The sequence below is a fragment of the Cellulomonas sp. zg-ZUI22 genome (genome assembly GCF_017353535.1).
GTDB lineage: Bacteria > Actinomycetota > Actinomycetes > Actinomycetales > Cellulomonadaceae > Cellulomonas > Cellulomonas wangleii.
In genome coordinates, this window is sequence record NZ_JAFMUZ010000003.1 from 225,975 (window position 1) to 252,812 (window position 26,838).

Below are 26,838 nucleotides of genomic sequence, written 5' to 3' on the forward strand. Positions count from 1 at the left end.
CGCCGGGACCGGCGCGACCCCCGAGGAGCCGCGCCGGTCCCGGCCGCGGGAGCCGTCAGGCCGGCGACGTCGTCGCCAGGTACTGCCGCCAGCCGCCGTGCTGCGTGATCTCGGGGTGCTCCTGCGCCCTCGCCCGGTGGTCGAGGATGCCGGGCACGAGACGCCCGTCCGCGAGCTCCACCGGCCCCCGGTACAGCCCGGCGGGCTCGCCCTCGATCACCCGCACCAGCACCTCGGCCGGCACCCGGTACAGCTCGCCGTGGACGGCCGCCCCCTCCTCGTCGTCCGCGACGCGGTACATGCCCGGGTGCCGGCCGTCGACGGCGTGCACGCGGTACCGCGGTGCGGTCGTCGTCTCCTCCACCAGCTCGGCGCCGTCGAGGTGCCCGTGCAGCTCGAGGCCTCGCATGAGGCTGCCGTTGACGAAGAGCAGCTCGTCGTCCAGCGCGTCGTCCCGCTCCTGCCGCAGGCGCCACCCGAACGCCGCGAGCAGCACGGCGAGCAGGACGTAGCCGGTCGTCACGGCCGGGGACGCGTTGACGCCCACCTCGACGGCGTTGACGAGCCCGAAGAACGACAGCACCGCGGCGATGCCGGACGTGATCGCCGCCGCGTACAGGCGGCGGTCGATCACGAAGCACGCGATCGCGCCCAGCAGGATGCCGACGAGCACGGCTCCCTGCCCGAGCAGCCGCAGCCCGTCGTAGACGACGCCGTTGGCGATGAGCGCACCGGTCCCGACCTCTTCCGCGGACGTGCCCGCCGCCGCGAGCGCGTTGTCGATCAGCCCGGTCGCCCACTCGGCGAGGCTGGGGACGATCGCCAGCACGATCGCCGGCGCGTACCGCCGCGGGTTGACGTCGAACGCCTGGGCGCCGATGACGAGGCCGATGTACAGCAGGACCGGGACGAGCGCCTGCATGGGGAACACCGCCAGGAACGTGCCGACCAGGCCGGTGAAGCACACGAGACCGACGACGACCCCCGTCGCCAGCGAGTACCCCACCCGTCCGCCGACCGCCTTCCAGCCCGGGTGCCCGATGTACACCGCGGGCGGGAACGGCGAGCCGAGGAACGACCCGACGACCGCGCCGAGCCCGTCGGCCGTGAGCACCTGCCGGGCGGAGTACCGGTCCCCCGCCGCGGCGGCCGACTCCACGTTGGTCATGCCCTCGGTGAAGTTGTAGATGCCCAGCGGGATCGCCGAGGCCAGCAGGGGGGCGATGTCCTGCAGCCCCGTGACGACGTCCGCCGACGGCAGCGGCAGGTGCAGCGCGAGGTCCGCGACCGACTGCGTGACCGCGCTCGGCTCGAGGATGCCCGACCAGCCGGCGGCGACCGCGGCCCAGGCGACCGCCGTCGCGACGAGGACCGCGACCAGGCCGACAGGAGCACCGAAGGGCATGCGACGCCCCCCGAGCCAGCCGACGAGGATGAACCCGAAGGCCACGAACGCGATCCACGGCGCCTGCCACATCTGCGCGGCCGGGCTCATCGAGATGAACGTGATCGAGATGCCCGCGAGCGCGCCGAGGAGCGCCGCCCGCGGCGTCCAGCGCCGGATCCACGGGCCGAAGACCGCCCCGAGCAGGACGATGCAGCCGATGATGAACGCCCAGGCCAGCCCCGCACGCCAGGCGGCCAGCGGGTCCTGCGTGCGCAGCAGCACCGGCAGCATGACGACGAAGACGACGATGAACGTGTGCGGCACGCTCGGCCCGTACGGCAGCGCCGCCACGTCGGAGCGGCCCTCCCGGCGGGCGAGCCGCCGTGCGAGCACGGCGTACCAGATGTTGCCCAGCGGCAGCGCGATGCCCAGGGCGGGCAGGATCCGCCCGTAGACGGTGTCGCCGGGGATCTGGACGACCGCCAGGCACAGGCCCGTCAGGACGATGACGTTGAGCAGGACGTTGGTGCCGAGGCCGAACAGGCCGTTCCAGTCCCCCGGGGTCCACCACGGCAGACGGCCGGGCGTGCCGGCGGGACGGTCGGCGGTCGACACCTCGCGTGCGGCAGTGCTCATCGTGGGACCTCCTCGTGCGTTGTGGTGCGCAGGGCCGTCAGGAGCGCGTCGGAGGTGCCGACCCAGCCCACGATCCCGCCCTGGGCGCAGAACATGTCGAGTGCGGAGCGGTGGAACTGCGGGAAGTACGACGCGGTGCAGTCGGACAGGACGAGGGACTCGAAGCCGCGGTCGTTCGCCTCGCGGACCGTCGTCTGGACGCACACCTCGGTGGTGACGCCCGTGACGACGAGGCTCGTGATGCCCCGGGCCCGCAGGACGGTCTCGAGGTCGGTGGCGTAGAACGCGCCCTTGCCGGGCTTGTCGAGGGCGACCTCCCCCTCGACGGGCGCCAGCTCCGGGACGATGTCGTGCCCGGCTGAGCCGCGCACCAGCAGCCGGCCCATCGGGCCGTCCTCGCCGATGCGCAGGGTCGGGCTGCCGCGGTCGCGCTTGGCGGGGAACAGGTCCGCGAGGTCGGGGCGATGGCCCTCGCGCGTGTGGATGACCGGCCAGCCCCGGCTGCGGAAGGCGGCCAGGACGCGGCTCGTGGGCTCGATGGTGCCGCGCAGCCGCGACACGTCGTTGCCGAGGGACTCCCCGAAGCCGCCGGCCTCCATGAAGTCGCGCTGGAAGTCGATGCACAGCAGCGCCACCTGCCGGGGGTCGAGGACGAACGGGAACGGGTCGGCGGGGAGGGTGATCACGGGTCCTCCTGGTGTCGGCGTCCGAGGTGCGGGCGCGTGGGTGCCGGGACCGGCCCGGGCGGTGAGGAGCGTCCCGGACCGGCCCGCGAGCGCGTCACGGAGCCGGGGCAGGGACGTGACGACGGCGCGCCGGGCGCCGTCGGTGACGAACTGCAGCGCCGACTCGACCTTCGGGCCCATGGACCCCGCCGGGAACTCCCCCGCGTCCAGGTGCGCCCGCAGCTCGGCCGGGTCGACGTGCCGCAGCGCGCGCTGCCGCGGCGTCCCCCACCCGACGGCCACCGCGTCGACACCGGTGACCAGGACGAGCGTGTCGACGCCCAGGGCGTCGGCCAGCAGCGCCGACGCCCGGTCCTTGTCCACGACGGCGTCCACACCGCGCCAGCCGTCGGCGGTGCGGACCACCGGGATGCCGCCGCCGCCCGCCGCGACGACGACGGCACCGGCGTCCAGCAGGGTCCGGATGTGCGCGGACTCCACGACCCGCCGCGGGCGTGGGCTGGGCACGACCCGGCGGTGGACCCCGGGCGACGTCTCGACGACGTCCCAGCCCTCGACCGCACGCAGACCCGCGGTCGCGGACGTCATCGCGGCGCCGATCGGCTTGGTGGGCCGCGCGAACGCGGGGTCGTCGCGGTCGACCTCGACGTGCGTGAGGACGGCGACGGCGCGCGCGGTCAGCCCGCGGTCCTCCAGCGCGGAGTCCACGCCGGTCGCGAGCAGGTGGCCGATGCCGCCCTGGGAGTCGGCGACCGCGAGCCACAGCGGCAGCTCGGGCAGCCCCTCGGCCGTCGCCTCCGGCGCCACGAGCTCCCCCCGGCGCAGGATGAAGCCGACCTGGGGCCCGTTCCCGTGCGTGAGGACGACCCGCCACCCGTCGGCGACCAGGTCGGCGACCGTGCCGGCGAGGTCCGCCGCCCGCTCCTGCTGACGGGCGACCGACCCGGGCTCGCCGTCGAGCACGAGCGCGTTGCCGCCGACAGCGAGCAGCACCGTGCCGGTCATCGCGCACGCATCCCGTGCAGCGCGCGGACCGCCTGCAGGAAGACGTCGGACGGTGCCTCGACGACCCCGGCACCGATCTGCCCCACGCCGGCCTCCCGGTGCGCGATCCCGGTGTTGATGACCGGCAGCACCCCGGTGTCGAGGACCTTGAGCACGTCGATGCCGCTGGGTGCCCCGGCGAACCCCAGCGCCGGCAGCCGGAACGCCGGGTGCGGGCCCAGTGTGATGCGCCGCATCGAGCGGGTGGTCTCGAGGGCGTCGTCGGGGGTGCCGCCCACGAACAGGGTGATCGCGGGTGCGGCCGCCATCGCGAAGCCGCCGATGCCGAGCGTCTCGGTGATCGCCGAGTCACCCAGGTCGGGGTTGGCGTCCTCGAGCCCGTAGCCGGGGAAGAACAGGCCGTCGGCGGCGCCCACGGGTGCGGTGAACCACCGCTCCCCGGTACCCGCGACGCGCAGCCCGAACTCGACGCCGTTGCGGGCCATCGCCGTGACGAGGGTCGAGTGCTCGACGCCCACGGCGGCGTCCGTCGCCAGCTTGGCCCCGGCCATCGAGAGGTTCAGCGCGAAGTGGTCGTTGGCCGCGAGGAACCGCAGCACCTCCACACCCCGGTCCTGCTGCGCGACCTCGGGGGCCAGGCGCCGCGCGAGCAGGCTCGTCGCGGCCGTCGAGCGGTTGTGCCCCTCGTCGCCCATCGTCAGCGCCTGCGCGACGAGCGAGGTGACGTCGACCGGGCCGCCGAGCCGCAGGGCGCCGTCCAGCACCGGTCCGAGCACGTCGCGCATCCAGCGCAGCCGGTCCACGACCTCCGCGTCGAACGCCCCGAAGCGCAGCACCCGTCCCAGGCCCTCGTTGAGCGAGGCGTACGCGCGGCGGGGGCCGTCCCGGACGACCAGGACGGGCATCGACGGGCTGAGCACTCCCGCCATGGGGCCGACCGCGTCGTGGTGGTGGCACGCGTCGAGCGTGACCCCGCCGGCCTCCAGCAGGTGCAGCGCGTCGGCGGGCGTGCCCGCCCAGCCCTCGAGCAGCACGGCACCGATGAGCGCGCCGCGGACCGGGCCGCACATGTCCGCCAGGTCGATCGGGGGGCCGGCGTGCAGGAGCGTGCGCCCGTCCCCGAGCCCGGGGACGACGTCCCGGGCGGGGCGCACACCCACGAGCTGCGGGCGCACGGCGTGCACCGCGGCGAGTGCGCGGGCGTTCGCGGCGTGGGTGACGTCGTCGTCGAGCGCGACGGCCAGGCGCGCGCACTCGACGTCGCCGAACGCCGGCGGGCGCCAGTCGAGCTGCACGACGTCCGGTGCCGCCTCGACCACCGCGGGCAGCCCGACGTTGAGGACCCGCACCCCGCCGGCGATCACGTCGACGCCCCGGCGACGACGGCGGCGGTGCGCGCCGCCCCCGCGGTGGACGGGTGCACGAGCACCCCGGCGTCCGCGAGCGCGCTGCGGGCCGCGTCGAGACCCTGCGGGTCCGCCTCCGTGCCGCACACCGAGCCGAGCACGACCAGGTCCCGGCCGTCGTCGCGCGCCGCACGGACCGCGTCCTCGACCGCCCGGGCCAGCGGGGTGACGGGGTCCGCGGCCGCACCGAACCCCAGGACGACGTCCACCAGCAGGATCCCGACGTCGCTCCGCCCGCCCGCCGCGACGACCTGCGCGGCGCGGGCCGACGGGTCGATCATCGGGTGCGGGCGGCCCACGGTGTACTCGTCGGCGCCGAGATCGAGCACCTGCCCGGCCACGCCGGCGCGCGCCAGGACCACCCGGGCCTCGGCCGCCAGGGTCCCTCCGGTGTACAGGCCGAGCACGCCGCGCGCCGCCGGTGCCCGCGGCGCGGTGACCGGCGCGGCGAGGTCGACGTCCAGGGTGGCGCCGACCAGCCGGGCGGCAGCGCGCGCGGCGCCCTCCAGCGTGCCGCGGACGGGCACGGCACCGTCGGTGTCCGCCTCGCCCAGCAGGCAGGCCACCGCCGGCTTGCCGAGGTCCGCGAGCCGGGCCAGCAGCGAGCGCGCCACATGCGGCGCGGGCGGCTTGGAGATCACGACGACCGCCTCGGTGGCCCCGTCCGCACCGAGCAGGTCCAGCGCCGGACCCGTCATCGCGCCGCCGACCTCGGCGGACAGGTCCCGCCCCCCGACGCCGACGAGCTGGGACACCCCCGTGCCCGAGCGGTGCAGCAGGCACGCGACCTCCTGCGCGCCGGTGCCCGAGGCCGCGACGATGCCGAGCGGGCCCGGCCGCACCGCGTTGGCGAACCCCAGGGGCACGCCGTCGAGGATCGCCGTGCCGCAGTCCGGGCCCATGAGCAGCAGCCCGCTGCGCACGGCCAGCCGCTTGAGGCGCACCTCGTCGGCCGTGCTCACGTTGTCCGAGAAGCACAGGACGTGCAGCCCGGCCCGCAGGGCCTGCTCCACGACGACCGGCGCGTAGCCGCCCGGGGTGGACACGACCGCGACCGTCGCGCCGTGACCCACGGCCAGCCCCTCGGCGACCGTCCGCGGCGCGTGCTCGCGCCGCGTGCCGCTGTCGTCCGCCACCGCCACGAGCCCCGCCTCGCCCGCGTCCAGCGCACCGGTGACGGAGCCCGCGTCCAGCCCGCGCACCACCAGGACGAGGTCGTCCGGTGCCGGGGCGAGCCCGTCGGGTCGCATGCCCGACCGCTCGAGCACGGCGAGGTTGCCGGGCGTTCCCATGACCGCACCGACGCGCGTCACCCCGTCGCGCCGCTCGAGCGACGACGCGAGCGCCATGAGCGTCACGGAGTCCCGGTACAGGCGCGGGAGCACCCGCGCCGCCAGCGTGCCCGTCGCCGTCGCGGTCATGCGCTCCTCCGGCGGGCGTCGGCCGGGCACGAGGACGCCTGCGCCGGGCCGGCGAGCGCACCGGCGGCGACGCCCGCGGCGAGGTCGAGACCCGACGTCGCGCCCCACGTCCGCGCCGCGGCGAGCGTCGCCGGCACGAGGCCGACTGCGGCGGTCGCCTCGACGAGGGTGTGGACGCGCTCGGCGACCTGCCAGCGGAGCGCCGCCACCAGGGTGTGGCGCGACAGGCTGGTGGTCCGGTCGAGCAGCACGGGCAGCGCACCGCGGACGACGGCGGCGGCGGCCCCCGCGGAGCGGCGGTCGAGGCCCGCCAGCACCCCGACCACCACGTCGTCACCGCTGGGGGTCGATCCCGGCCCCACCCCGACGAGGCGACGCAGCGCCGTGCGCACCCGCCGGGGGTCCTGGGCGACGGCCGCGGCGACGAGCTCGCCCGCGCGGCGCCGCGCCGGGCGCGGGTCCATGACGTCGCGCCCCGCGCGGGCCGGCTCCGCGCCGAGCGCCCCGGCCAGCAGGGCGCGGGCGGCGTGGGCGTCCACGGCACCCACCGGCACCGCGAGGTCCACCCGCGGCGCACCGTCCAGGTGCGCCGCCCACGGCCCGGGGTCGGGCGTCGTGCCCGCACGCGGTGCCAGACCCCGCAGGCCGCCGCCCAGGCACACCCCGCCGGGCACGAGCCCGTGCTCCGGGGACGTCACCGGCACCAGTGCGCCGCCCGCGGTGCGGAGCACGACCAGGCTCCGCCCGGCACGGACGACGGTCGCCCGCAGCAGCGCGTGCGGCGGGGGTGCGTCGGCCGCGAGCCGCGTCCGCCCGGCGTCCGCATTGTGGGTGTTCGGCATACTGTGACCGTAGGGATCGCGGCCCCGGCCCCGCAGCGTCCGAACCGGACGACGTCGGGCGGCCGCGTCGTCCGATGTGGACAAGGGGCAGCCCGTGGCGACACTGACCGTCCGCGACGTGCTCACCCTGGCCCCGCTGCGGGGCGCCTACGTCCTGGCGGGTGACGCCGGCGTCGACCGGCTGGTCAGCGGGGTCAACGTCATGGAGGTCCCCGACATCGAGCCCTACATCAAGCCCGGCGAGCTGCTCCTCACCACGGCGTACCCCGTGCGCGAGACCCCCGACCGCCTCGTCGAGCTGCTGCGGCTCCTGCACGCGCGCGGGCTGGCCGCCCTCGCGATCAAGCCGCTGCGCTACCTCGACCGGCTGCCGGACCGGTTCGCCGACCTCGCCGACGAGCTCGCGTTCCCCGTGCTCGTGGTCCCCGGCGACACGTCGTTCAACGAGGTGATCGCCGCGGTCCTCGCGGTGGTGCTCGCCGAGCACGACGCCGAGCCCGCGCACGACGAGGTGATCCGCGAGCGCCTCACCGGCATCGCGCTGGCGGGCGGCGGCCTCGACGAGATCGCCCGCACCCTGTCGGGCGCGCTGGCCCGTACCGTCACGGTCCTGGCCGACGACCCGCTGGCCCTGGGTCGCTCACCCCAGGTGCCCGAGCAGTCGCGCGGCGCGGGCGCCGCCGCGCCGCCTGCGGGCCGGTGGGAGTTCCCGGTGACCGTGGCGGGGGTGCGGCGGGGCCGCGTCCTGGTCGGCGGGGAGGCCGAGCCGACGCTCGCGCAGCGGCGGCTGGTCCGGCAGGCCTGCTTCGCCGCCGGGATGCACATCGCCCAGGCGCTGGCGAGCATCGAGCTCGACCGGCGCCTGCGCGTCGTCTTCCTCGAGGAGCTCGTCACCGCGCCCGGCGCGGACCCGGACGCGCTCGCGCAGCGGGCTCGTCTGTTCGGGTGGGAGCTCGCCGGCACGTCGGTGGTGGTCGTCGCCGCGTGCACCACCGCACCGTCGGAGCGGGACCTGCAGGCCGCGGCACGCCGGGCGCTCGGACCGCACGCGGTGGCCTGGCAGCGCGGCACGCAGGTGGTCGCGATCATGCCCGCCCGGGGGCAGCCGGAGGAGGCGTTCCGGCAGGCCCTCGTCCGTGCGGGCGCCGGTGCCACGGTCGTCGCGTCGGGGCGCCCCGCCCCCGCCCTGACGGCGCTGCCGGAGAGCCACGCGACGGCGCAGGAGGCCCTGCACATCGCGGGGGTCACGCGCCGCACCACGGCGCGCCACGCCGACCTCGGCTTCGAGCGGCTCGTGATGAGCCTGCCGCCCGACCGGCTGCGGGACTTCGTCGAGGACCAGATCGGCCCGCTGCTGCGGCACGACGCCCAGGTCGACGGCGACCTGTCGCGCACCCTGGAGGTCTTCCTCGGGCTGGGCAACGCCGCGGAGGCCGCACGGCGGCTGTTCGTGCACTACAACACGATGAAGCACCGCCTCCAGCGCATCGGCGACCTGCTCGACGCGGACCTCCACGACCCGCGGACGCGCACGGCCCTCGCACTGGCCCTCGAGGCGCACCGGCTCCTCGGGCCACCCTGACCCCGGCGGTCGCCGAGGCGTCCCCCTCACTCGCCGTGCAGCGAGCGCTGCCACTCGGCGTGCAGCTCCGCGAACCGACCGCCCGCGGCCACCAGCTCGTCGGGGCTGCCGTCCTCGACGACCCGCCCCGCGTCGACGACCAGCACGCGGTCCGCGTGCATGACGGTCGACAGCCGGTGCGCGATCACCACCGCGGTGCGGCCGGTCAGCAGCGTGCGCAGCCCCTCCTGCACGAGCTGCTCGCCGGGGATGTCCAGCGAGCTGGTCGCCTCGTCGAGCACGAGGACGGCGGGGTCGGCCAGGAAGGCCCGCGCGAACGACACGAGCTGCCGCTGCCCGGCGGACAGCCGGACGCCACGGGTGTCGACGTCCGTGTCGTACCCGTCCGGCAGGGCCGCGATGAGGTCGTGCACGCCGACCGCCCGCGCCGCCCGCTCGATCTGCGCGGGGCTGGCACCCGGTCGGCCCAGCGCGATGTTGGCGGCCACGGAGCCGGAGAACAGGTACGCCTCCTGGGTCACCATGACCATGGCCGCGCGCAGGTCCGTGGGTTCCGCGTCGCGCAGGTCGACCCCGTCCACGCGCACCGCCCCGCTCCGGGGGTCGTAGAACCGGGCGAGGAGCTTGGCCACGGTGGACTTGCCCGCACCCGTCTCGCCCACCAGGGCCACGGTCTGCCCGGCGGGGACGTGCAGGTCGAGGCGCGGCAGCACCGACGGCCCGTCGCCGTAGCCGAACTCGACGCCGTCGAAGCGCACGTCGCCGCGGGGCTGCTCGAGGCGCACCGGCCGGGTCGGGTCCGGGACGGTGGGCTCCTGGGCGAGCAGCCCGGACAGCTTCTCGAGGGCGGCCGTGGCGGACTGGAACGAGTTGTAGAACATCCCGATCTGCGCGAGCGGCGCGAAGAACCGCCGCGCGTACAGCACGGCCGCGACCAGCACGCCGACCTCGAGCCCGCCGTCCAGCACCCGCAGGCCACCGACCAGCAGCACCGCGGCCACGGTGACGTTGCCGATGAGGACCAGACCGGTGTCGAAGACGCCGTTGACGCGGATCGCCTCGGCGTTGGCGGCGCGGTACTCCTCCGCCTCGGCCTCGTAGACCCCCGCGACCTGCGCCTCGCGGCGGAAGGCCTGCACCGCGCGGACGCCCGTCATCGTCTCGACGAACCGGACGATGACCCGGGCCGCTGCCGTCCGCGAGCGCCGGTACTGGGCCTGCGAGCGGCGCTGGAACCAGCGCGTCAGGACGACGCCGGGCACGACGGCGACGAGCAGCACCAGCCCGCTGCGCCAGTCGAGCAGCGCGAGCCCAGCCGCGGTGAAGACCATGGCCAGCCCGCTGGCGGCGAGCGTGGTCACGCCGCCGTCGAGGAGCTCGCGCAGCGCCTCGAGGTCGGACGTCTGGCGCGAGATGATCCGCCCCGACGTGTACCGCTCGTGGAACTCCAGGCTGAGGCGCTGGGTGTGCCGGAACACCCGCCGTCGCAGGTCGAGCAGGACGGCCTGGCTGACCGTCGCGGCGAGCCGGACCGTCGCCGCGGTGAACAGCCCTGCGACCAGGGCCGTCAGTGCGTACCCGCCGGCCACGAGCAGGGCCGGTGCGGCGTCCCCGTCCCGCAGTGCCGGGATGCCACGGTCGATGCCGATCGCCACGAGGGCCGGCCCGGCGACGAGCGCGAGCTGGGCCACCACGACGACGACCGCCGTCAGCGCGGCGCGGCGCGCCACGGGCCGCAGCAGCGAGCGGAGCAGGGCCAGCGAGCGGCCGCGGACCTCCCCCGCGTCCTCGTCCGCGCCGGGTGCCGGCGCGACGGCGGTCGCCGCGGTCATCGGCGCACCTCCTCGGCCAGGCCGCGCGGATCCGGGACCGTCGGGTGAGCACCTGGCCCGGGACCGTCGGGACCGCCCTCGGCGGTCAGGACGTACCGGTAGTGCGGGTGCGTCGCCAGCAGGTCGGCGTGGCGGCCCACACCGGTGACCCGCCCGTCCTCGAGGACGGCGACACGGTCCGCCAGCGCGACGGTGGACGTGCGGTGGGCGACGACGAGCGTGGTGGTGCCGGTCAGCACGCGCCGCAGACCCGCCGTGACCTCCGCCTCGGTGGCGACGTCGAGCGCGGACAGCGGGTCGTCGAGCACGAGGACACGGGGCCGTCCGGCGATCGCACGGGCCAGCGCGACGCGCTGGCGCTGCCCGCCGGACAGGCTCATGCCCTCCTCCCCGATGACGGTGTCGAGACCCTGCGGCAGGCGGTGCACGAACCCGGCGCGGGCCACGTCGAGCGCGACGCGCACGGCCTCGTCCGCCTCCTGCGGGCTCATCGCCGCCAGCCGCTCCACCGGCACCCCCATGAGCACGTTGTCCCGCACGGACGCGGAGAACAGGATCGGGTCCTCGAACGCGACCGCCACGGCGCCGCGCACGTCGCGGCGGGTCAGGTCGCGCACGTCGACCCCGTCGAGGAGGACGGCGCCACCGGTCACGTCGTACAGCCGGGGCACGAGCTGCAGCAGGGTCGTCTTGCCGCTGCCGGTCAGACCCACCAGCGCCGTCGTCAGGCCCGGCTCGAGGACGAGGTCGACGCCCCGCAGCACCTCGCGCGTGCCGGCGCCGTGCGCGAACCGCACGTCGCGCAGCTCGACCCGCGTCCCCTCGGCGGGCACCGGCGGCAGCGCCGTGGGCGCGGCGGGGTCGCTCAGCGCCGGGGCCGTGTCCATGACCTCGAGGAACCGGTCGGTGCCGGCGCGTGCGTCGAGCGTCATGCCGAGCAGCTGCCCCAGGCTCTCGACGGGCCGGGTCATGACGGCCGCGGTGGCGAAGAACGCGACGAGCGCGCCGACGCTCACCCGGTCCGTCGCCGCCAGCCACACGCCGAGACCCAGCGCGACGGCGAGCGTCGTCTCCGGGATCCACGCCAGCGCGAACGACATGCGCGACTGCGCGCGCGCCTTGTCCAGCTCGGTGCCGCGCAGCTCGTCGGCCTGCCGCACGAAGTCCTCGAGCGCGTCCTCACCGCGCCCGAAGGCCTTGAGCACCCGGATCCCGTGCACGGACTCCTCGACGCTCGTCGCCAGGTCGCCCGCCTGGTCCCGGGCGCGCCGCGCGACGACCTTGTAGTCCTGCCGGAACCGGAAGCCGAGCCAGACCACCGGCACCGCCCCGCACAGGTAGACCGCCCCGAGCAGCGGGCTCGTCACCAGCAGCAGGACCGCCCCGACGAGCACGGTGGTGGCCGACACCACGAGCTGCACCAGCCCGAACACCATCCACCGGCGCACGGTGTGCAGGTCGCCCATCGAGCGCTGCAGCAGCTGGCCGCCGGACCACCGGTCGTGCACGGCCACCGGCAGGTCCAGCAGGTGCCGGAAGAGGTCGGTGCGCATGGTCCGCTCGACGCTCGTGCCGGGTGTGGCGATGAGGGCGCGTCGGCACCACACGAGCACCGCCTCGAGGACGCCCAGCAGCAGCACGAGGAGCGCAGCCTGGACGACCGCCGCCCGGGACCCGTCGGTCAGCAGCGGACCGTTGACCACCCAGCGCAGCACCTGCGGCACCGCGAGCGCGATGAGGCTGGCCACGAGCGTGGCGCTGCCACCGGCGACGACGCGGGGCAGGGCGGGACGCGCCCACCGGACCAGACGCAGCAGGGCACGCGTCGTCGACGCGTCGGAGGGTGGCATCCGTCCAGCGTAGGACGCACCACCGACACCGCACGCGGACCGGCGCTCAGACCCCCGTCCGGGCGATCGTGGTGTTGTTCGCCTGCGCGCGAGGGCGCACGACGAGCAGGTCGACGTTGACGTGCGGCGGGCGCGACAGGGACCAGGCGATGGTGTCCGCGACGTCCTGCGCGACCAGCGGCTGGTAGCCCTCGTAGACCTTCGCGGCCCGCTCGGCGTCCCCCGCGAACCGCACGAGCGAGAACTCCTCGGTGGCGACCGCACCGGGCGCGATCTCGATGACCCGGATCGGCTCGCCCACCAGCTCCCAGCGCAGCGTCGTCGCGAGCATCCGCTCGGCGTGCTTGGCGCCCGTGTAGCCGGCGCCCCCGGGGTACGCACCGTGCGCCGCGGTCGACGTGACGACGAGCACGTCGCCCTGCCCGCGCTCGCGCAGCAGCGGCAGCACGCCCTTGGTCACCCGCAGCGTGCCCAGCACGTTGAGCTCGTACATGGTGCGCCAGCCGTCGAGGTCGGCGTCCTCGACGGTGTCCTGGCCCAGGGCGCCGCCGGCGTTGTTCACCACCGCGTCCAGCCCGCCGGTGCCGCGCACGTGCGCGACGAGCGCCTCGACGTCCTCGTCCCGCGTCACGTCCGCGACGACGACGTCGGCGCCGGTCTCGGCGGCCAGGGCGGCGAGCCGGTCGGCGCGGCGGGCGGTGGCGACGACGTCCCAGCCGTCGGCGCGCAGGCGTCGCACCGTCGCGGCGCCGATGCCGGACGAGGCGCCGGTCACGAGGGCGCGGCGGGGACGGTCGACGGAGGTGGTCATGCGGGCTCCTGGGGTGGGTGTCGGACGAGCATGGCACGCGGGAGGGCGGCGGCAGGTGGCCCCGGGCGGGCGGTAACGGGCTGCGGTCACGGGCTGCGGTCACGGGCTGCGGTCACGGGCGGGTCGTCACAGGCCGGTGGTGACCTCGGTGAGGGCCTCGTCGAGCACGGCCAGCCCCTGACGCGCCTCGTCGGGGGTGACCACGCACGGCGGCACGACGTGCACCCGGTTGTCGGCCACGAACGGCAGCAGCCCGCGGGCCAGGCACGCCGCCTTGACCGCGGCGACGACCGAGGCGGGCACCGGGGCGCGCGTCGCGCGGTCGGCGACCAGCTCCACGGCCCAGAACACGCCGGTGCCGCGCACCTCCCCCACCAGGGGCTGCCGTGCGGCGATCGCGGCCAGGCCCGGACCGAGCACGTCGCGCCCGACGGCCTCGGCGTTCTCCACCACCCCCTCGTCGGCCATCGCCCCGAGCGTCGCGACGACCGCCGCCATGGCCAGCGGGTGGCCCGAGTACGTCAGGCCGCCCGGGAACACCCGGTCGTCGAATCCTGCGGCGATCTCGTCGGAGATGAGCACGCCCCCGGCGGGCACGTAGCCGGAGTTCACGCCCTTGGCGAAGGTCACCAGGTCGGGGACGACGTCGTGCCGGTCGAACGCGAACCACGCCCCCGTGCGCCCGAACCCTGCCATCACCTCGTCGAGGATCAGCACGATGCCGTACCGGTCGGCCACCTCGCGCACCCCCGCGAGGTACCCGGGCGGCGGCACGAGGACGCCGGCCGTCCCGGGCACCGTCTCCAGCAGGATCGCGGCGATCGACTCCGGCCCCTCGCACTGCACCACGCGCTCCAGGTGCCGCAGCGCACGCTCGCACTCCTCCTGCGGGGTGCTCGCCCAGAACTCCGAGCGGTACAGGTACGGCCCGAACACGTGGACGTGGCCGGTGGCGTACTCGTTGGGCACGCGCCGCCAGTCGCCCGTCGCCACCACGGCCGCGCCGGTGTTGCCGTGGTACGAGCGGTAGTGCGAGACCACCTTGGGGCGCCCGGTGTGCAGACGGGCCAGGCGGATCGCGTTCTCGTTGGCGTCCGCGCCGCCGTTGGTGAAGAAGACCTTGGTGAACCGGTCGGGCGCGTGCCCGAGGACGGCCTCGGCCGCCTGCCCCCGGACGAGGTGGGCCGTCGACGGCGCGACGGTCGTCAGCTGGGCGGCCTGCGTCCGGATCGCCTCGACCACACGCGGGTGCTGGTGCCCGATGTTGGTGTTGACGAGCTGGCTGGAGAAGTCGAGGTACGTGTGGCCCGCGTGGTCCCAGACCGTGGAGCCGCGCCCCCCGGCCACGACGAACGGGGCGACGTGCGCCTGCGCGGACCACGAGTGGAAGACGTGCGCGCGGTCCAGCGCGACGGCGCGCGCGTCCAGGTCCGGGACGTCGGCCCGCAGGGGTGCTGCCATCGTCGTGCCTCCTCGGGGTACGGGTGGTGCACCGCAGGCTACGGGCGGGTGCGTGCCGCAGGGCACGGGCGTGTGCGCGCCGCGCCGTCCCCGGGGCGGCGCCGCGACCGACGCCCCGGGGACCGCCGGATGCCCCTCAGCTGCCGCCCTCCTGCAGCTCGACGTCGACGGGCTCGAAGTCGGCGCCGGTCACGTCGACACCCTCGTCACGCAGCTCCGTCAGCGCCTGCTCGACGTACGTGCCGTCGTGCGCGGTGCTCGGCGGCTCGGCCGTGATGAGGGCCGCACCCGTCTCATTGTGGGTCTCCAGGGCGAGCCGGACCGTGCGGTCCCAGGCCTCGGGGTCGATGCGACCGATCCCGGCGGTCGACGGCCAGATGAGCTTGTTGACCTCGTTCGTCATCCACAGCTGGTGCGACGTGCCGAGCGTGGAGCCGGCGGCGGTGACCACGTCCGCCGCCTCCTGCGGGTTGTCCCGGGCGTACACCCAGCCCCGGATCGTCGCCTTGAGGAACCGGACCGTCGTGTCCTGGTACTCCTCGTCGTCCGCGAGACGCCTCGCGTCCGCCCAGACGGCGTCCTGCAGCATCGCGACACCCTCGTCGTTCCAGTCGATGACCGTGAAGTCGTCGGGCGTGTACAGCTCGCCGGTGTCGGGGTCCACGGTCTCCAGCAGCTGGGCGTACTCGTTGTACGTCATCGCCTGGGCGGCGTCGATGTCGCCGCTGAGCAGGCCGACCATGTCGAACGCCTGGGTCACGAGCTCGAAGTCCTCGACCCCCGCCTGGTCGAGACCGGCGAACAGCTCCCACTCGTTGCCGTAGCCCCACGACCCGATGCGCTTGCCCTCCAGGTCCGCCACGGACGAGATGCCGGCGTCCGCGAACGCCACCTGCAGGGTCGCCGAGCGCTCGAAGACCTGCGCCACGTTCGTGACCTGCGCGCCCTGCTCGATCGACCCCAGCACCTTGGGGACCCACGCGATCGCGTAGTCGACCTCGCCGGCGGCCAGCGCGTCCTGCGGCACGACGTCGCCGCCCGACGGGAGGATCTCGACCTCCAGACCCTCGTCGGCGTAGTAGCCCTGGTCCAGCGCGGCGTAGTACCCGGCGAACTGCGCCTGCGTCAGCCACTGCAGCTGCAGCCGCACGGGCGTCAGGTCGTCACCGGCGTCCGGGCCGCCCCCCGACGCCTCCGCCCCGTCCGTGCTCGAGCAGGCGGCGAGCAGCAGGCCCGCCGCCGCGGCGGCCGTGACCGCCGCCCACCGGCGCGTCGTCGTCCTCATGTGAACTCCCTCGGGTGGTGCGCACCGGCGCGGCGCGCGCATGCGGGAACAGCGGTCGGGTCGTCCTGGCGGCGTCGGCAGGAGGACGTGCGGGGGCCGGGCCTCATGCGCCGGCCCGACGGTTCACCAGGTGCTCGGCCGTCGCGGTGACGGCGTAGAACGCCAGGCCGACGGCGACGCCGCCGAGCACGTACGCCCACGCCTGCGCGTAGTGCGAGCCCGCGGCGGCGGTCGTGATGAACGACCCGATGCCGGAGCGCGGCCCGCCGAAGTACTCCGCGACGATCGCCGAGATCACCGCGAGCGACGCCGCCATGCGCAGGCCGGTGAACACGAAGGGCACCGCGGTGGGCAGCGTCACCGTGGCGGCGGCCTGCACGGGGCCCGCCGCCAGCGCCCGCATGAGGTCGCGGTGCACCGGGCGCACCTGGCGCAGGCCGCGCAGCGTCGTGACGTGCACGGGCACGAGCACCGCGAGGGCGGCCACGATGACGCGGGCCTGCTCCGAGCCGGCGCCGTACATCGCGTACAGCACGGGGGCGAGCGCCACGACGGGCACGACCGACAGGGCCGCCACCACCGGCTCCGCGAGCAGGTCGACGAGCCGCACGACCGCGGCCACGACCGCCCCGAGCACCCCGAGCACGGCACCCAGGAGCAGACCCAGGGCCGCGTTGCGCCCGGTGACGAGCGCCGCCGAGGAGATGGGGCCGGCGTACGTGACCGCCTGCTCGGCGATGGCGGCGGGTCCGGGCAGCACGAACGCGGGCACCTCGCCGAGCACCACGACCGCGTGCCAGGCCGCCACGAGCGCGACGAGCAGGACGAGCGGGGGCAGGACCTGCCGCGCTGGACCGAGCGCCCTCGCTGCCCGGGCACCGGGCACCCCGCTCACCGGACCTCCGCCCCGCGACCCGCCGCGGTGCCGCGCAGCGCGTCGCGCACCGCCGCGACGGTCCCGAAGAACGCGGGGTCCGTGCGCAGGTCGTCCCCCGCGTCGTCGTGGGGCCCGGAGCCGGGCGTGGCGGCACCCGCGCGGTCGAGCACCACCGGGACCACCGCCTGCACCCGCCCGGGACGCGGTGACATCACCACGACGCGGTCGGACAGGAACACCGCCTCGGGGATCGAGTGGGTGACGAAGACCACCGCGGCCCGCGTCTCGGCGCAGATCCGCAGCAGCTGCGCCTGCAGGTGCTCGCGCGTCATCTCGTCGAGCGCGCCGAAGGGCTCGTCCATCAGCAGCAGCGACGGCTCGTCGGCCAGCGCACGGGCGATGGCGACGCGCTGCTGCATGCCCCCGGAGAGCTGGTCGGGGTGGTGGTCAGCGAACTCCGCGAGGCCCACGAGAGCCAGCAGCTCGTCGGCCCGTTCGCGACGCCCGGCCCGCCCGGTGCCCGCGAGCGCGAGCGGCAGCTCGACGTTGGCCCGCACCGTGCGCCACGGCAGCAACCCGGCCTGCTGGAACGCGATCCCGTAGTCCCGCCCCAGGCGCGCCTCGCGCGCGCTGCGGCCGAACACCCGCACGGTGCCGGACGTCGGCTCGTCGAGGTCGGCGACGAGCCGCAGCAGCGTGGACTTGCCGCACCCGGACGGCCCGATCAGGGAGACGAACTCCCCGGCGGCCACGCGCAGGTCGACGTCCTGCAGGGCGACCACCTCGCCCGTCCGCCCGCCGAACACGCGCGTCACGCCCTCGACGTCGACCGCCGCGGCCCGGCGCGGTCCCGTGTCCGGCGGCACAGCGGGCTGCTCGCGCACGGCGCTCACGCGCTCACCTCCGCACGCCGGTACCGGCGCAGCGCGCGGCCCAGCAGGGCCACCAGCGCGGCGGTCGACAGCCCGAGCAGCACCGCGCCGAGGATCGGCGCCCACGGCTTGGGCGGGTCGCTCGCCGCGAAGTTCGCGAACTCCAGGACCATGCGGCCCAGCCCGCCGGGCAGGCCGGTCGCCACCTCGGCTACCACGGTGCCCACCACGGCGTTGGCGGCGGCCAGCCGCAGCGCCGGCAGCAGGTGCGGCACCGCGGCCGGCAACCGCAGCCGCAGCAGCGTCGCGCCCCACCCGGCGCCGTAGGCGCGCATGAGCTCCACGTGGATGGTGTCGGGCGACTGCAGCCCTCGCAGCAGGCCGACGGCGACCGGGAAGAACGCCAGGTAGCTCGCGATGACGGCCACCGACATCCACGGCTCCCACTCCAGGGCGCCGACGGCGAGCCGGGACCCCCACGAGCGCACCAGCGGCGCGAGCGCGACCAGCGGGACCGTCTGCGAGAGGACCACCAGCGGCAGCACGGCCCGCTCGGCCAGGGTCACGCGCTGCATCGCCAGGGCGAGGACCGCACCCACCAGGACGCCGATCGTCCACCCGACGACGGCGACGCCGAGACTCGCGCCCGCGGCCCGCAGCACGGCCAGCCACAGCGGGTCCGCGCCCGTGCCGCCCGAGACGGGCTCGAGGAGCCGCGCGAGGGTCTGCCAGGTGTGCGGCATGGCCAGGTCGGTGGTCCGCGGCAGCAGCCTCGTCTCCCCCAGCGCCCACCCCTGCTCGGGGCCGAGCCACTTGTACGCCTCCCACACGGTGACCAGGACGAGCACGGCGAGCACCGCGGCCAGGGGACGCGCCCGCGTCAGGCGCTGCACGGCGCCGACCCCGGGGGACGCGGCGACGGGACGGGCCGTGCCCGGCACCACCGCCGGCGGTGCGGTGGTCGCGCTCACGGCGTCACCGCTGCCGCGCTGGGTGCCGGCGCGGTGGGTACCGTCGCGGGCGCGGTCGCGACGACGGGCTCGGCCAGCGCGGGGATCACGCGCTCGCCGTACAGCCGCAGCGTCTCCTCCTTGTTGTCGTGCTGGAGGTACACCGCGAACTGGTCGCACCCGAGCGCCTCGAGCTCCCGCAGCCGCTCGACGTGCTCGTGCGGGGACCCCAGCACGCAGAAGCGCTCGACGATCTCGTCCGGGACGAACGCCGCGTGGGTGTTCCCGGCGCGCCCGTGGGCGTTGTAGTCGTAGCCCTCCCGTTCGCGGACGTAGTCCGTCAGCGCCCGCGGGATCGCCGAGTCCGTGCCGTACCTGCGCACGATGTCGGCGACGTGGTTGCCGACCATCCCGCCGAACCACCGGCACTGCTCGCGCATGTGCGCCCGCGCCGCGGGCGAGGCCCCGTCTCCGACGTAGGCGGGGGCGGCCACGCAGATCCGCACGTCGTCGGGGTCGCGGCCCGCCGCCTCGGCGGAGTCGCGCACGGCGCGGATCATCCAGCGCGCGATGTCGGGGTCGGCGAGCTGCAGGACGTACCCGTCGCCCACCTCCCCCGCGAGCCGCAGCGCCTGCGGCCCGTAGGCCGCGACCCACACGTCGAGCGTCGAGCCCCGGGACCACGGGAACCGGACCGTGCGCTCACCGAGGTCCACAGGGCGGGAGTTCGCCAGCTCCCGGATCACGTGGACCGCCTCGCGCAGCGTCGCCAGGTCCGACGGCCGGCCGTTGAGCGTGCGCACCGCGGAGTCGCCGCGCCCGATGCCGCAGACGGTGCGGTTGCCGTACATCTCGTTGAGCGTGGCGAACAGCGAGGCCAGCACCGTCCAGTCCCGCGTGGCCGGGTTGGTGACCATCGGCCCGACCACCACCCGGCGGGTAGCGGCCAGGACGGCGGAGTAGATGACGAAGGGCTCCTGCCACAGCAGGTGGGAGTCGAAGGTCCACACGTGCGAGAAGCCGTGGGTCTCCGCCTGCCGCGCCAGGTCGACCGTGCGCCAGGCGGGCGGGTCGGTCTGCAGGACGACGCCGAGGTCCATGCCGGTCCCCTCTCAGACCAGGTACTGCGACAGGTCGCGGCGCAGGTAGCGGCCGTGGCCGGGGCGGCCGTGGTACCCGTCGGCGTCCACGAGCACCTCACCGCGGGACAGGACGACGTCCACGTGCCCGTCGACCTCGAACCCCTCCCAGGCGGAGTGGTCCATGCTCATGTGGTGCGTCGCGCCGACGCCGATGGACGTGTGCCCGGCCGGGTCGTAAACGACCAGGTCGGCGTCCGCGCCCGGCGCGACCACCCCCTTGCGGCCGTACAGGCCGAACATCCGCGCGGGAGTGGTCGACGTGATCTCGACCCAGCGCTCGAGGGTGATCTCGCCGGTCACCACGCCCTGGTACATGAGGTCCATCCGGTGCTCCACGGACCCGATGCCGTTCGGTATGGCGCGGAAGTCGCCGAGGCCGAGCTCCTTCTGACCCTTCATGCAGAACGGGCAGTGGTCGGTCGAGACCATCTGCAGGTCGTTGGTGCGCAGGGCCTGCCACATGTGGTCCTGGTGGCCCTCCGCGCGGCTGCGCAGCGGCGTCGAGCACACCCACTTGGCACCCTCGAAGCCCGGGGCGCCGAGCTGCTCCTCGAGCGAGAGGTACAGGTACTGCGGGCACGTCTCGCCGAAGACGTTGCGGCCGGCGTCGCGGGCCCACGCGAGCTGCTGGACGGCCTGCTTGGCGGAGACGTGCACCACGTACAGCGGCGCCTGCGTGACGTCGGCCAGCATGATCGCGCGGTGCGTCGCCTCCTCCTCGAGCTGCCACGCCCGCGCGACGCCGTGGAAGTAGGGGGCCGTGCGGCCCTGCTCGACGAGCTGGGCCGCGAGCACGTCGATCGCCGGGCCGTTCTCGGCGTGCATCATCGTCAGCAGCCCGAGCTCGGCGGCCTTCTGCATCGCGCGCAGGATCTGGGCGTCGTCGGAGTGGAACACCCCCGGGTAGGCCATGAAGAGCTTGTAGCTGGTGATGCCCTCGTCGCCGAGCGTCTCCATCGCCTTCAGGGCGTCGTCGTCCACGCCGCCGACGATCTGGTGGAACGCGTAGTCGACCGCGCAGCGCCCGGCGGCCTTGGCGTGCCAGGCGGCCAGCCCGTCCTGCACGCGCTCACCGGCGCGCTGGACCGCGAAGTCGATGATCGTCGTCGTCCCGCCCCAGGCGGCCGCGCGGGTGCCGGTCTCGAAGGTGTCCGACGCCGCCGTCCCGCCGAACGGCAGCTCCATGTGGGTGTGGGCGTCCACGCCGCCGGGCACCACGTACTTGCCGGTGGCGTCGACGACGCGGTCGACGGACGCGGCGAGGTCGTGGCCCAGCAGCGTGGAGCCGGGGGCCAGGACGGCGGCGATCCGCTCACCGTCGACGAGCACGTCGGCCGCGGACCGGCCGGTGGCCGTCACGACGGTGCCGCCGCGCAGCAGCGTGGTGGTCATGGCAGTCCTTCCGCCGTGGGGTCAGGGGGCGACGATCGGGCCGTACGCGTCGGGGCGGCGGTCGCGGAAGAACTGCCACCGCTCGCGCACCTCGCGCACCTGCTCGAGGTCCAGGTCCCGGACCAGCAGCTGGTTCTCGCGCGACGAGCCGACCTCCCCCACGTACGCCCCGTCGGGTCCCACGGCATAGGACGATCCGTAGAACTCGACCGCCTCGTCGCCGTACTCGTCGTCCTCGCGCCCGACCCGGTTGTTGGCGACGACGAAGTACCCGTTCGCCACGGCGGCCGCCGGCTGCTCGATCTCCCACAGCCGGTTGGAGATGCCGGGGGCGGTGGCGTTGGGGTTGAAGACGATCTGCGCCCCGTGCAGCGCCAGGACGCGCCACCCCTCGGGGAAGTGCCGGTCGTAGCAGATGTTCACGCCGATGCGGCCGGCCGCGGTGTCGAAGACCGGGTACCCGAGGTTGCCGGGGCGGAAGTAGAACTTCTCCCAGAACTTGGGCAGGTGCGGGATGTGGTGCTTGCGGTACCGGCCGAGCACGGTCCCGTCGGCGTCGATGACGACCGCGGTGTTGTACAGGACGCCGGGCTGGTCCTCCTCGTAGATCGGCAGCACCACGACGATCCCGAGGGACGCCGCCAGCGCGGAGAACCGCTCGGTCGTGGGCCCCGGCACCGGTTCGGCGTAGTCGTAGTACGCCGTGTCCTGCGTGATGCCGAAGTACGGGCCGTAGAACAGCTCCTGGAACGCGATGACCTGCGCCCCGGCGGACGCGGCCTCGCGGGTCCACGCCTCGTGCAGCTGGATCATCGACTCCTTGTCGCCGGTCCAGGTGGCCTGGGTGAAGGCGACGCGCACGACGGTCATGGGTCCTCCGGGGTCACGGCGGGGCGGTCCGGCGACGACGGTGGGGCTGCGTCGCGTGGAACGTGACTGTCGACCTTGGACATTTCTGCGGCGTCACCGGGCCTTTGCCGCGGCGGAACTTCCCGGCCCGGTCCGTGAACATCCGTCGCCACGCCGTCGATGAGGGTCCGCTCATCCCCCGGACACGCGGCCGCAACACCCGCGCGCGACGATGCGCCCATGTCACCGCAGGAGCTGGCGGACCTCGTCACCGACCGCACCCCGCGCGGGATCGCCGCGACGATCGCCCGCCTCGTCCACACCGGCGACCTGCTGCCGGGGCACCGGCTGCCCACGGTGCGCCAGCTCGCCCTGGCCCTCGGCGTCAGCCCTGCCACCGTCGGGTCGGCGTGGCAGTCGCTCGCGTCGGCAGGGCTGGTCGTGTCGCGCGGCCGCGCCGGCACGTCCGTGCTGCCGGAACCTGCCGGGCGGCTGCCCCCGCGGTACCGGGACCTGGCCGACGGGCCGGCGGCACGCCTCCACCTGGCCGGCGGCACGCCGGACCCCGCCCTGCTGCCGGACCTCGCCCCCGCGCTCGCCCGGGTCGCACTGCGGGCGCCCACCCTGGCGACGAGCGGCTACCTGGACGACCCGGTGGTGCCGGAGCTCGAGCGGCTGCTGCGGGCGTCGTGGCCCTTCCTCGCCCAGCGCCTCACCGTCGTCGACGGCGCCGTGGACGCGATCAGCCGGGTGCTCGAGCAGGTCTCGCGGTTCGGCGACCGGGTCGCGGTCGAGGACCCCGGCTTCCCGCCGGTGCTCGACCTGCTCGACCACCTGGGGCTCGAGCGCGTCGCAGTAGCGCTCGACTCCCACGGCCCCCGCCCCGACGCCCTGGCCGAGGCCGTGCGCGCCGGGGTGCGGGTGGTGCTGCTGCAGCCGCGCGCGCAGAACCCCACCGGGGTGTCCACCTCGCCCACCCGGGTGCGGGAGCTGGCCGCGGTCCTGCGCCCGGCCGCGTCCCGGCTGTGGGTCGTGGAGGACGACCACTCCGGGGAGATCGCGTCGTCGCGCGACGTGAGCCTGGGCCCGCTGCTGGCCGACCGCGTGGTGCACGTGCGCTCGTACTCCAAGTCGCACGGCCCGGACCTGCGGATCGCCGCCGTCGGCGGCCCGGCCCTCGTGCTCGACGGACTCGTGGCCCGGCGCATGCTCGGCCCGGGCTGGACGAGTCGCCTGCTGCAGCACGTGCTGGCCGACCTGCTGACCGACGCCCAGGCCGTGGAGGCCGTGGCTCACGCGCGCCGGGTCTACCACGGACGACGCCGTGCGCTGAGCGCCGCCCTGGCGCACCACGGCGTGCACGTGCCGCCCGGCGACGGCATCAACGTCTGGATCCCGGTGCACGACGAGCAGACGGCCCTGGCCCGCCTGGAGGCCGCGGGCGTGCGGGTCGCACGCGGGCGGCCGTTCTTCTCCGTCCCGCCGGGGCCGCACGGGTTCGTGCGGGTGAGCGTCGGGGCGCTGCGCAGCCAGGACGTCGAGGCGGTCGCCGCCGCGCTGGCCGCGGCGGCCGCTCCCTGACGCCGGCGGCCCGCCACGCCGGCGTGGGACGGGCCGTACGGCGAGACGGGCGTGCGGCGACACCGTGCGCCCGGCCGCCCGAATGGTTTCGGCCCTGGCCGCGCCGCGAGCGGGGCCGCCATGGTGAACGTCACCACCGTGTGAGGGGAGCCACGTCATGACCAGGACGCGCAGCAGGACCGCCGCATGGCTGGGGGTGGTGGCGCTGGTCGCGGGGGGTGCGGTCGCCACGCTCGGCACCGCCGCCCAGGCCCAGACGATCACGAACATCGCCTACGCCCAGGCCGATCCGGCCGGCAGCCGCGGCCACCTGCTCGACCTGTACGTGCCGGACGGCCCCGGGCCCTGGCCGCTCGTCGTGTGGTCCACCGGGTCGGCGTGGACGTCCGACGACGGCAAGTCCGGTGCGGCGGCCATCGCCCAGCAGCTGAACCCCCGCGGCATCGCGGTGGCCGGGGTCAGCGTGCGGTCCAGCTCGCAGGCGAAGTTCCCGGCCCAGGTGCACGACGTCAAGGCCGCGATCCGGTACCTGCGCGCCTACGCCGACCGGTACCGCCTGGACCCGGACCGCTTCGCCTCCATGGGCGACTCCTCGGGCGGCTGGGTGGCCGCGATGGCTGCACTGACCGGCGGTGTCGAGTCGCTCGAGGGGCAGGTCGGCCTCTACGGCGTCTCGAGCGCCGTGCAGGCGGGCGTCGACTTCTTCGGGCCCACCGACTTCCAGCGGCTCAGGGAGCAGGACCCCGGCGGCTTCATCGACCACGACAGCCCGAGCGCCCCGGAGGCCCAGCTCCTGGGCTGCGCGATCCCCACCTGCCGCGACAAGGCGCAGCAGGCCAACCCCCTGGCGTACGTCGACGCGCAGGACCCCCCGATGCTCCTGCTGCACGGGCTCAGCGACAACGTGGTGCCCCACGCGCAGACCCAGATCCTCTACGACGCGCTCAAGGCCGCGTGCGTCGACACCCGGTTCTTCTCCGTGCCCGGCGCCGGCCACAGCCACACCGACGTCACGAGCGCCTCGCGCTACGGGCAGCAGACCGTCCGCACGGTCGAGGGCTGCCGGGAGACCGTCACGCAGGGCACCCCGAACCCGAGCTGGGACACCATCGCCGCGTTCCTGAAGGACGCGTGGGGGGACGCCGGACCGGGGCCCACGCCCTCGGTGACGCCATCGGTCACCCCATCGGTGACCCCGTCGGTCACGCCGTCGGTCACGCCCACGCCGTCGGTGACACCCTCGGTGACCCCCACGCCGTCGGTGACGCCCTCCGTGACCCCCACCCCGGGTACCGGCACCGGCTGCACCGCGACCTACCGGCTCGCCAACAGCTGGCCCGGCGGGTTCGTCGCGGACGTCACGGTGACGGCCGGCAGCGCCCCGCTCACGGGGTGGCGCGTCACCGTCACCCTCGCCACGGGGGCCGGCGCGACGCAGGTGTGGAACGGCCAGTCGACCGGCGGGTCGGCGTTCACGGTGACGAACGCCCCCTGGAACGGGCGGGTCGACGCCGGCGGGAGCACGACGTTCGGCTTCCAGGGCACCGGGAACGGTGCGGGCGCACGGGTGACCTGCTCGGCCGCCTGACCTCCCGCGAGCCACCGGCGCGAGCCGACCACGAGCGGTGTGCGTGACACGTCACGCACACCGCTCGTGGCGTGGGCGCACGGTTGCGGGGGCGGTTGCGCGGGTGGCGCCCGGAGCGCCTAGGCTTGCCCGTCGGAACCCGACCGTCGCTCTGGTCGGGTCGCACCGCCCCGTGCTGGGACGGTCCTCCGCGGCGCGACGTGCGCCCGTCCCCCTCCCTCCCGTGCCCGACGGCGTGCGCGGCAGCGACCTCCCGGAGAGACCATGCCCCGCGCCCGTCGTCACCTCGTACCCGTCCCGCGCAGCGCTGCCCGCTGTGCCGGCGACTCCCCCACCCGCACGACGTCCCCGCGCCGCGTGCCCCGCGCCGTGCTCGTCACCGGCGTCGCCGTCGGCGTGCTCGCCCTCGCCGCGTGCTCCACGGGCGCCCCGGCCGCGGCACCCTCGGCGACCCCGTCGGACGTGCCCACGACGTACGCCCCCGTCACCCTGGACAACTGCGGGACCGAGGTCACGTTCGACGCCCCGCCGCAGCGCGTCGTGACCATCAAGTCGTCGACGACCGAGATGATGCTCGCGCTCGGCCTGGCCGACGCGCTGGTCGGCACCGCGTTCGCCGACGGGCCCGTCCCGGAGCAGTGGGCCGCGGACGTCGCCGACGTCCCGGTCCTCTCGGACAAGGTGCCCGGCCAGGAGGCCCTGCTCGAGGCCGAGCCCGACCTGGTCTACGCCGGCTGGGAGTCCAACCTCAGCGCGGACGGCGCGGGCGAGCGCTCGACGCTCGACGCGCTGGGCATCGCGACGTACGTGTCGCCCAGCGCGTGCAAGGACCCCGCGTACCAGCCGGACCCGCTGACGTTCGACGACGTCCTGGGCGAGATCCGCGAGGTCGGTGAGGTGTTCGGGGTCCCCGAGGCCGCGCGGGAGGTCGTCGCCGCGCAGCAGGCGACGCTCGACGCGATCGAGCCGGTGGACGGCGCCACCGCGGTGTGGTGGTCGTCCGGCACGGACACGCCCTTCGTGGGCGCCGGGATCGGTGCACCGCAGATGCTGCTGGAGACCGCGGGGCTCACCAACGTGTTCGCGGACGTCGACGACACCTGGACGTCGGTCGGCTGGGAGCAGGTCGTGGCGGCGGACCCGGACGTGCTGGTGCTCGTGGACTCCGCGTGGAACTCGGCGCAGAAGAAGAGGGACTTCCTCGCGGCGCACCCGGCGGCCTCCCAGCTCACCGCGGTGCGCGAGCAGCGGTACGTCGTGGTCCCGTTCGCCGCGTCCGAGGCCGGCGTGCGCAACGCGCAGGCCGCCTCCGACATCGCGGACGCGGTGCGGGCGCTCGACGCCGGCACGCCGGCCGCCACGAGCGAGGGCTGACCTGCACCG

General features: G+C 75.5%; 20 protein-coding genes. 4 read left to right on the forward strand and 16 right to left on the reverse strand.

Features of this window, described 5'->3' with window-relative positions:
• Nucleotides 1-55: 55 nt before the first annotated feature.
• The 5 genes from J1G43_RS12365 to J1G43_RS12385 are packed head-to-tail and all read right to left on the reverse strand — an operon-like array spanning nucleotide 56 to nucleotide 7,383.
• Nucleotides 56-2,023: a gamma-glutamylcyclotransferase gene (locus J1G43_RS12365; RefSeq protein WP_207378534.1), complete on the reverse strand. Its 1,968-nt coding sequence runs from the start codon at nucleotides 2,021-2,023 to the stop codon at nucleotides 56-58.
• Nucleotides 2,020-3,714 (reverse strand): carbamate kinase, encoded by a 1,695-nt coding sequence (locus tag J1G43_RS19070; RefSeq protein ID WP_242635675.1) that lies wholly within the window; start codon nucleotides 3,712-3,714, stop codon nucleotides 2,020-2,022. Before J1G43_RS19070 ends, J1G43_RS12365 begins: the two co-directional genes overlap by 4 nt.
• Complete coding sequence (locus J1G43_RS12375; protein ID WP_307859574.1) at nucleotides 3,711-5,078, reverse strand: DUF1116 domain-containing protein; 1,368 nt, start codon at nucleotides 5,076-5,078, stop codon at nucleotides 3,711-3,713. Before J1G43_RS12375 ends, J1G43_RS19070 begins: the two co-directional genes overlap by 4 nt.
• Nucleotides 5,075-6,541 (reverse strand): hypothetical protein, encoded by a 1,467-nt coding sequence (locus J1G43_RS12380; RefSeq protein WP_207378535.1) that lies wholly within the window; start codon nucleotides 6,539-6,541, stop codon nucleotides 5,075-5,077. Before J1G43_RS12380 ends, J1G43_RS12375 begins: the two co-directional genes overlap by 4 nt.
• Nucleotides 6,538-7,383 (reverse strand): DUF2877 domain-containing protein, encoded by an 846-nt coding sequence (locus tag J1G43_RS12385; protein ID WP_207378536.1) that lies wholly within the window; start codon nucleotides 7,381-7,383, stop codon nucleotides 6,538-6,540. Before J1G43_RS12385 ends, J1G43_RS12380 begins: the two co-directional genes overlap by 4 nt.
• Before the next feature lie 94 nt (nucleotides 7,384-7,477).
• On the opposite strand from J1G43_RS12385, the gene J1G43_RS12390 reads away from it, so the two are divergent.
• Nucleotides 7,478-8,965, forward strand: a complete 1,488-nt coding sequence (locus J1G43_RS12390; protein ID WP_207378537.1) for a PucR family transcriptional regulator — start codon at nucleotides 7,478-7,480, stop codon at nucleotides 8,963-8,965.
• Nucleotides 8,966-8,991: 26 nt separating this feature from the next.
• Here the strand turns inward: J1G43_RS12390 and J1G43_RS12395 are convergent, their stop codons facing one another.
• The 11 genes from J1G43_RS12395 to J1G43_RS12445 all read right to left on the reverse strand — a co-directional run bounded on the left by J1G43_RS12395 (nucleotide 8,992) and on the right by J1G43_RS12445 (nucleotide 22,307).
• Nucleotides 8,992-10,797 carry an ABC transporter ATP-binding protein gene (locus J1G43_RS12395; protein ID WP_207378538.1) on the reverse strand — a complete coding sequence of 602 codons (1,806 nt, stop codon included), beginning with the start codon at nucleotides 10,795-10,797 and terminating at the stop codon, nucleotides 8,992-8,994.
• A complete protein-coding gene (locus J1G43_RS12400) occupies nucleotides 10,794-12,647 on the reverse strand; it encodes an ABC transporter ATP-binding protein (protein ID WP_207378539.1) in 1,854 nt (617 codons plus the stop codon). The genes J1G43_RS12395 and J1G43_RS12400 overlap by 4 nt, the downstream gene beginning before the upstream one ends.
• A 46-nt stretch (nucleotides 12,648-12,693) precedes the next feature.
• Nucleotides 12,694-13,458 carry an SDR family oxidoreductase gene (locus J1G43_RS12405; RefSeq protein ID WP_207370739.1) on the reverse strand — a complete coding sequence of 255 codons (765 nt, stop codon included), beginning with the start codon at nucleotides 13,456-13,458 and terminating at the stop codon, nucleotides 12,694-12,696.
• Between the two features lie 126 nt (nucleotides 13,459-13,584).
• Nucleotides 13,585-14,919 (reverse strand): aspartate aminotransferase family protein, encoded by a 1,335-nt coding sequence (locus J1G43_RS12410; RefSeq protein ID WP_207378540.1) that lies wholly within the window; start codon nucleotides 14,917-14,919, stop codon nucleotides 13,585-13,587.
• Between the two features lie 136 nt (nucleotides 14,920-15,055).
• The gene (locus J1G43_RS12415; protein ID WP_207378541.1) at nucleotides 15,056-16,204 is read right to left on the reverse strand and encodes an ABC transporter substrate-binding protein; all 1,149 of its coding nucleotides are present in this window, start codon (nucleotides 16,202-16,204) and stop codon (nucleotides 15,056-15,058) included.
• 103 nt (nucleotides 16,205-16,307) lie between these two features.
• Nucleotides 16,308-17,099: an ABC transporter permease gene (locus J1G43_RS12420; protein ID WP_249670839.1), complete on the reverse strand. Its 792-nt coding sequence runs from the start codon at nucleotides 17,097-17,099 to the stop codon at nucleotides 16,308-16,310.
• Nucleotides 17,096-17,974: an ABC transporter ATP-binding protein gene (locus J1G43_RS12425; RefSeq protein ID WP_207378542.1), complete on the reverse strand. Its 879-nt coding sequence runs from the start codon at nucleotides 17,972-17,974 to the stop codon at nucleotides 17,096-17,098. Before J1G43_RS12425 ends, J1G43_RS12420 begins: the two co-directional genes overlap by 4 nt.
• Nucleotides 17,971-18,924, reverse strand: a complete 954-nt coding sequence (locus J1G43_RS12430; RefSeq protein WP_249670838.1) for an ABC transporter permease — start codon at nucleotides 18,922-18,924, stop codon at nucleotides 17,971-17,973. The genes J1G43_RS12425 and J1G43_RS12430 overlap by 4 nt, the downstream gene beginning before the upstream one ends.
• On the reverse strand, nucleotides 18,921-20,003 hold the full coding sequence (locus J1G43_RS12435; RefSeq protein WP_207378543.1) for a TIGR03842 family LLM class F420-dependent oxidoreductase: 1,083 nt from the start codon (nucleotides 20,001-20,003) through the stop codon (nucleotides 18,921-18,923). Before J1G43_RS12435 ends, J1G43_RS12430 begins: the two co-directional genes overlap by 4 nt.
• Nucleotides 20,004-20,015: 12 nt before the next feature.
• Nucleotides 20,016-21,437, reverse strand: a complete 1,422-nt coding sequence (hydA, locus tag J1G43_RS12440; RefSeq protein WP_207378544.1) for a dihydropyrimidinase — start codon at nucleotides 21,435-21,437, stop codon at nucleotides 20,016-20,018.
• Nucleotides 21,438-21,458: 21 nt separating this feature from the next.
• A complete protein-coding gene (locus J1G43_RS12445) occupies nucleotides 21,459-22,307 on the reverse strand; it encodes a nitrilase-related carbon-nitrogen hydrolase (RefSeq protein WP_207378545.1) in 849 nt (282 codons plus the stop codon).
• A gap of 219 nt (nucleotides 22,308-22,526) precedes the next feature.
• Here J1G43_RS12445 and J1G43_RS12450 point away from each other — a divergent pair, with 219 nt between their 5' ends.
• The 3 genes from J1G43_RS12450 (at nucleotide 22,527) to J1G43_RS12460 (ending at nucleotide 26,829) form a co-directional block, all read left to right on the forward strand.
• Nucleotides 22,527-23,867 carry an aminotransferase class I/II-fold pyridoxal phosphate-dependent enzyme gene (locus tag J1G43_RS12450; protein ID WP_207341463.1) on the forward strand — a complete coding sequence of 447 codons (1,341 nt, stop codon included), beginning with the start codon at nucleotides 22,527-22,529 and terminating at the stop codon, nucleotides 23,865-23,867.
• Nucleotides 23,868-24,024: 157 nt separating this feature from the next.
• Nucleotides 24,025-25,455: a cellulose binding domain-containing protein gene (locus tag J1G43_RS19075; RefSeq protein ID WP_242635676.1), complete on the forward strand. Its 1,431-nt coding sequence runs from the start codon at nucleotides 24,025-24,027 to the stop codon at nucleotides 25,453-25,455.
• 357 nt (nucleotides 25,456-25,812) lie between these two features.
• The gene (locus J1G43_RS12460; protein WP_307859575.1) at nucleotides 25,813-26,829 is read left to right on the forward strand and encodes a putative F420-0 ABC transporter substrate-binding protein; all 1,017 of its coding nucleotides are present in this window, start codon (nucleotides 25,813-25,815) and stop codon (nucleotides 26,827-26,829) included.
• Nucleotides 26,830-26,838: the final 9 nt, after the last annotated feature.

Bases quoted from the DNA above. Each gene is read 5' to 3' on its own strand.
- J1G43_RS12365 (WP_207378534.1), bottom strand. From the start codon at position 2,023: ATGAGCACTGCCGCACGCGAGGTGTCGACCGCCGACCGTCCCGCCGGC.
- J1G43_RS19070 (WP_242635675.1), bottom strand. From the start codon at position 3,714: ATGACCGGCACGGTGCTGCTCGCTGTCGGCGGCAACGCGCTCGTGCTC.
- J1G43_RS12380 (WP_207378535.1), bottom strand. From the start codon at position 6,541: ATGACCGCGACGGCGACGGGCACGCTGGCGGCGCGGGTGCTCCCGCGC.
- J1G43_RS12385 (WP_207378536.1), bottom strand. From the start codon at position 7,383: ATGCCGAACACCCACAATGCGGACGCCGGGCGGACGCGGCTCGCGGCC.
- J1G43_RS12395 (WP_207378538.1), bottom strand. From the start codon at position 10,797: ATGACCGCGGCGACCGCCGTCGCGCCGGCACCCGGCGCGGACGAGGAC.
- J1G43_RS12400 (WP_207378539.1), bottom strand. From the start codon at position 12,647: ATGCCACCCTCCGACGCGTCGACGACGCGTGCCCTGCTGCGTCTGGTC.
- J1G43_RS12405 (WP_207370739.1), bottom strand. From the start codon at position 13,458: ATGACCACCTCCGTCGACCGTCCCCGCCGCGCCCTCGTGACCGGCGCC.
- J1G43_RS12410 (WP_207378540.1), bottom strand. From the start codon at position 14,919: ATGGCAGCACCCCTGCGGGCCGACGTCCCGGACCTGGACGCGCGCGCC.
- J1G43_RS12415 (WP_207378541.1), bottom strand. From the start codon at position 16,204: ATGAGGACGACGACGCGCCGGTGGGCGGCGGTCACGGCCGCCGCGGCG.
- J1G43_RS12435 (WP_207378543.1), bottom strand. From the start codon at position 20,003: ATGGACCTCGGCGTCGTCCTGCAGACCGACCCGCCCGCCTGGCGCACG.
- hydA (WP_207378544.1), bottom strand. From the start codon at position 21,437: ATGACCACCACGCTGCTGCGCGGCGGCACCGTCGTGACGGCCACCGGC.
- J1G43_RS12445 (WP_207378545.1), bottom strand. From the start codon at position 22,307: ATGACCGTCGTGCGCGTCGCCTTCACCCAGGCCACCTGGACCGGCGAC.
- J1G43_RS12450 (WP_207341463.1), top strand. From the start codon at position 22,527: ATGTCACCGCAGGAGCTGGCGGACCTCGTCACCGACCGCACCCCGCGC.
- J1G43_RS19075 (WP_242635676.1), top strand. From the start codon at position 24,025: ATGACCAGGACGCGCAGCAGGACCGCCGCATGGCTGGGGGTGGTGGCG.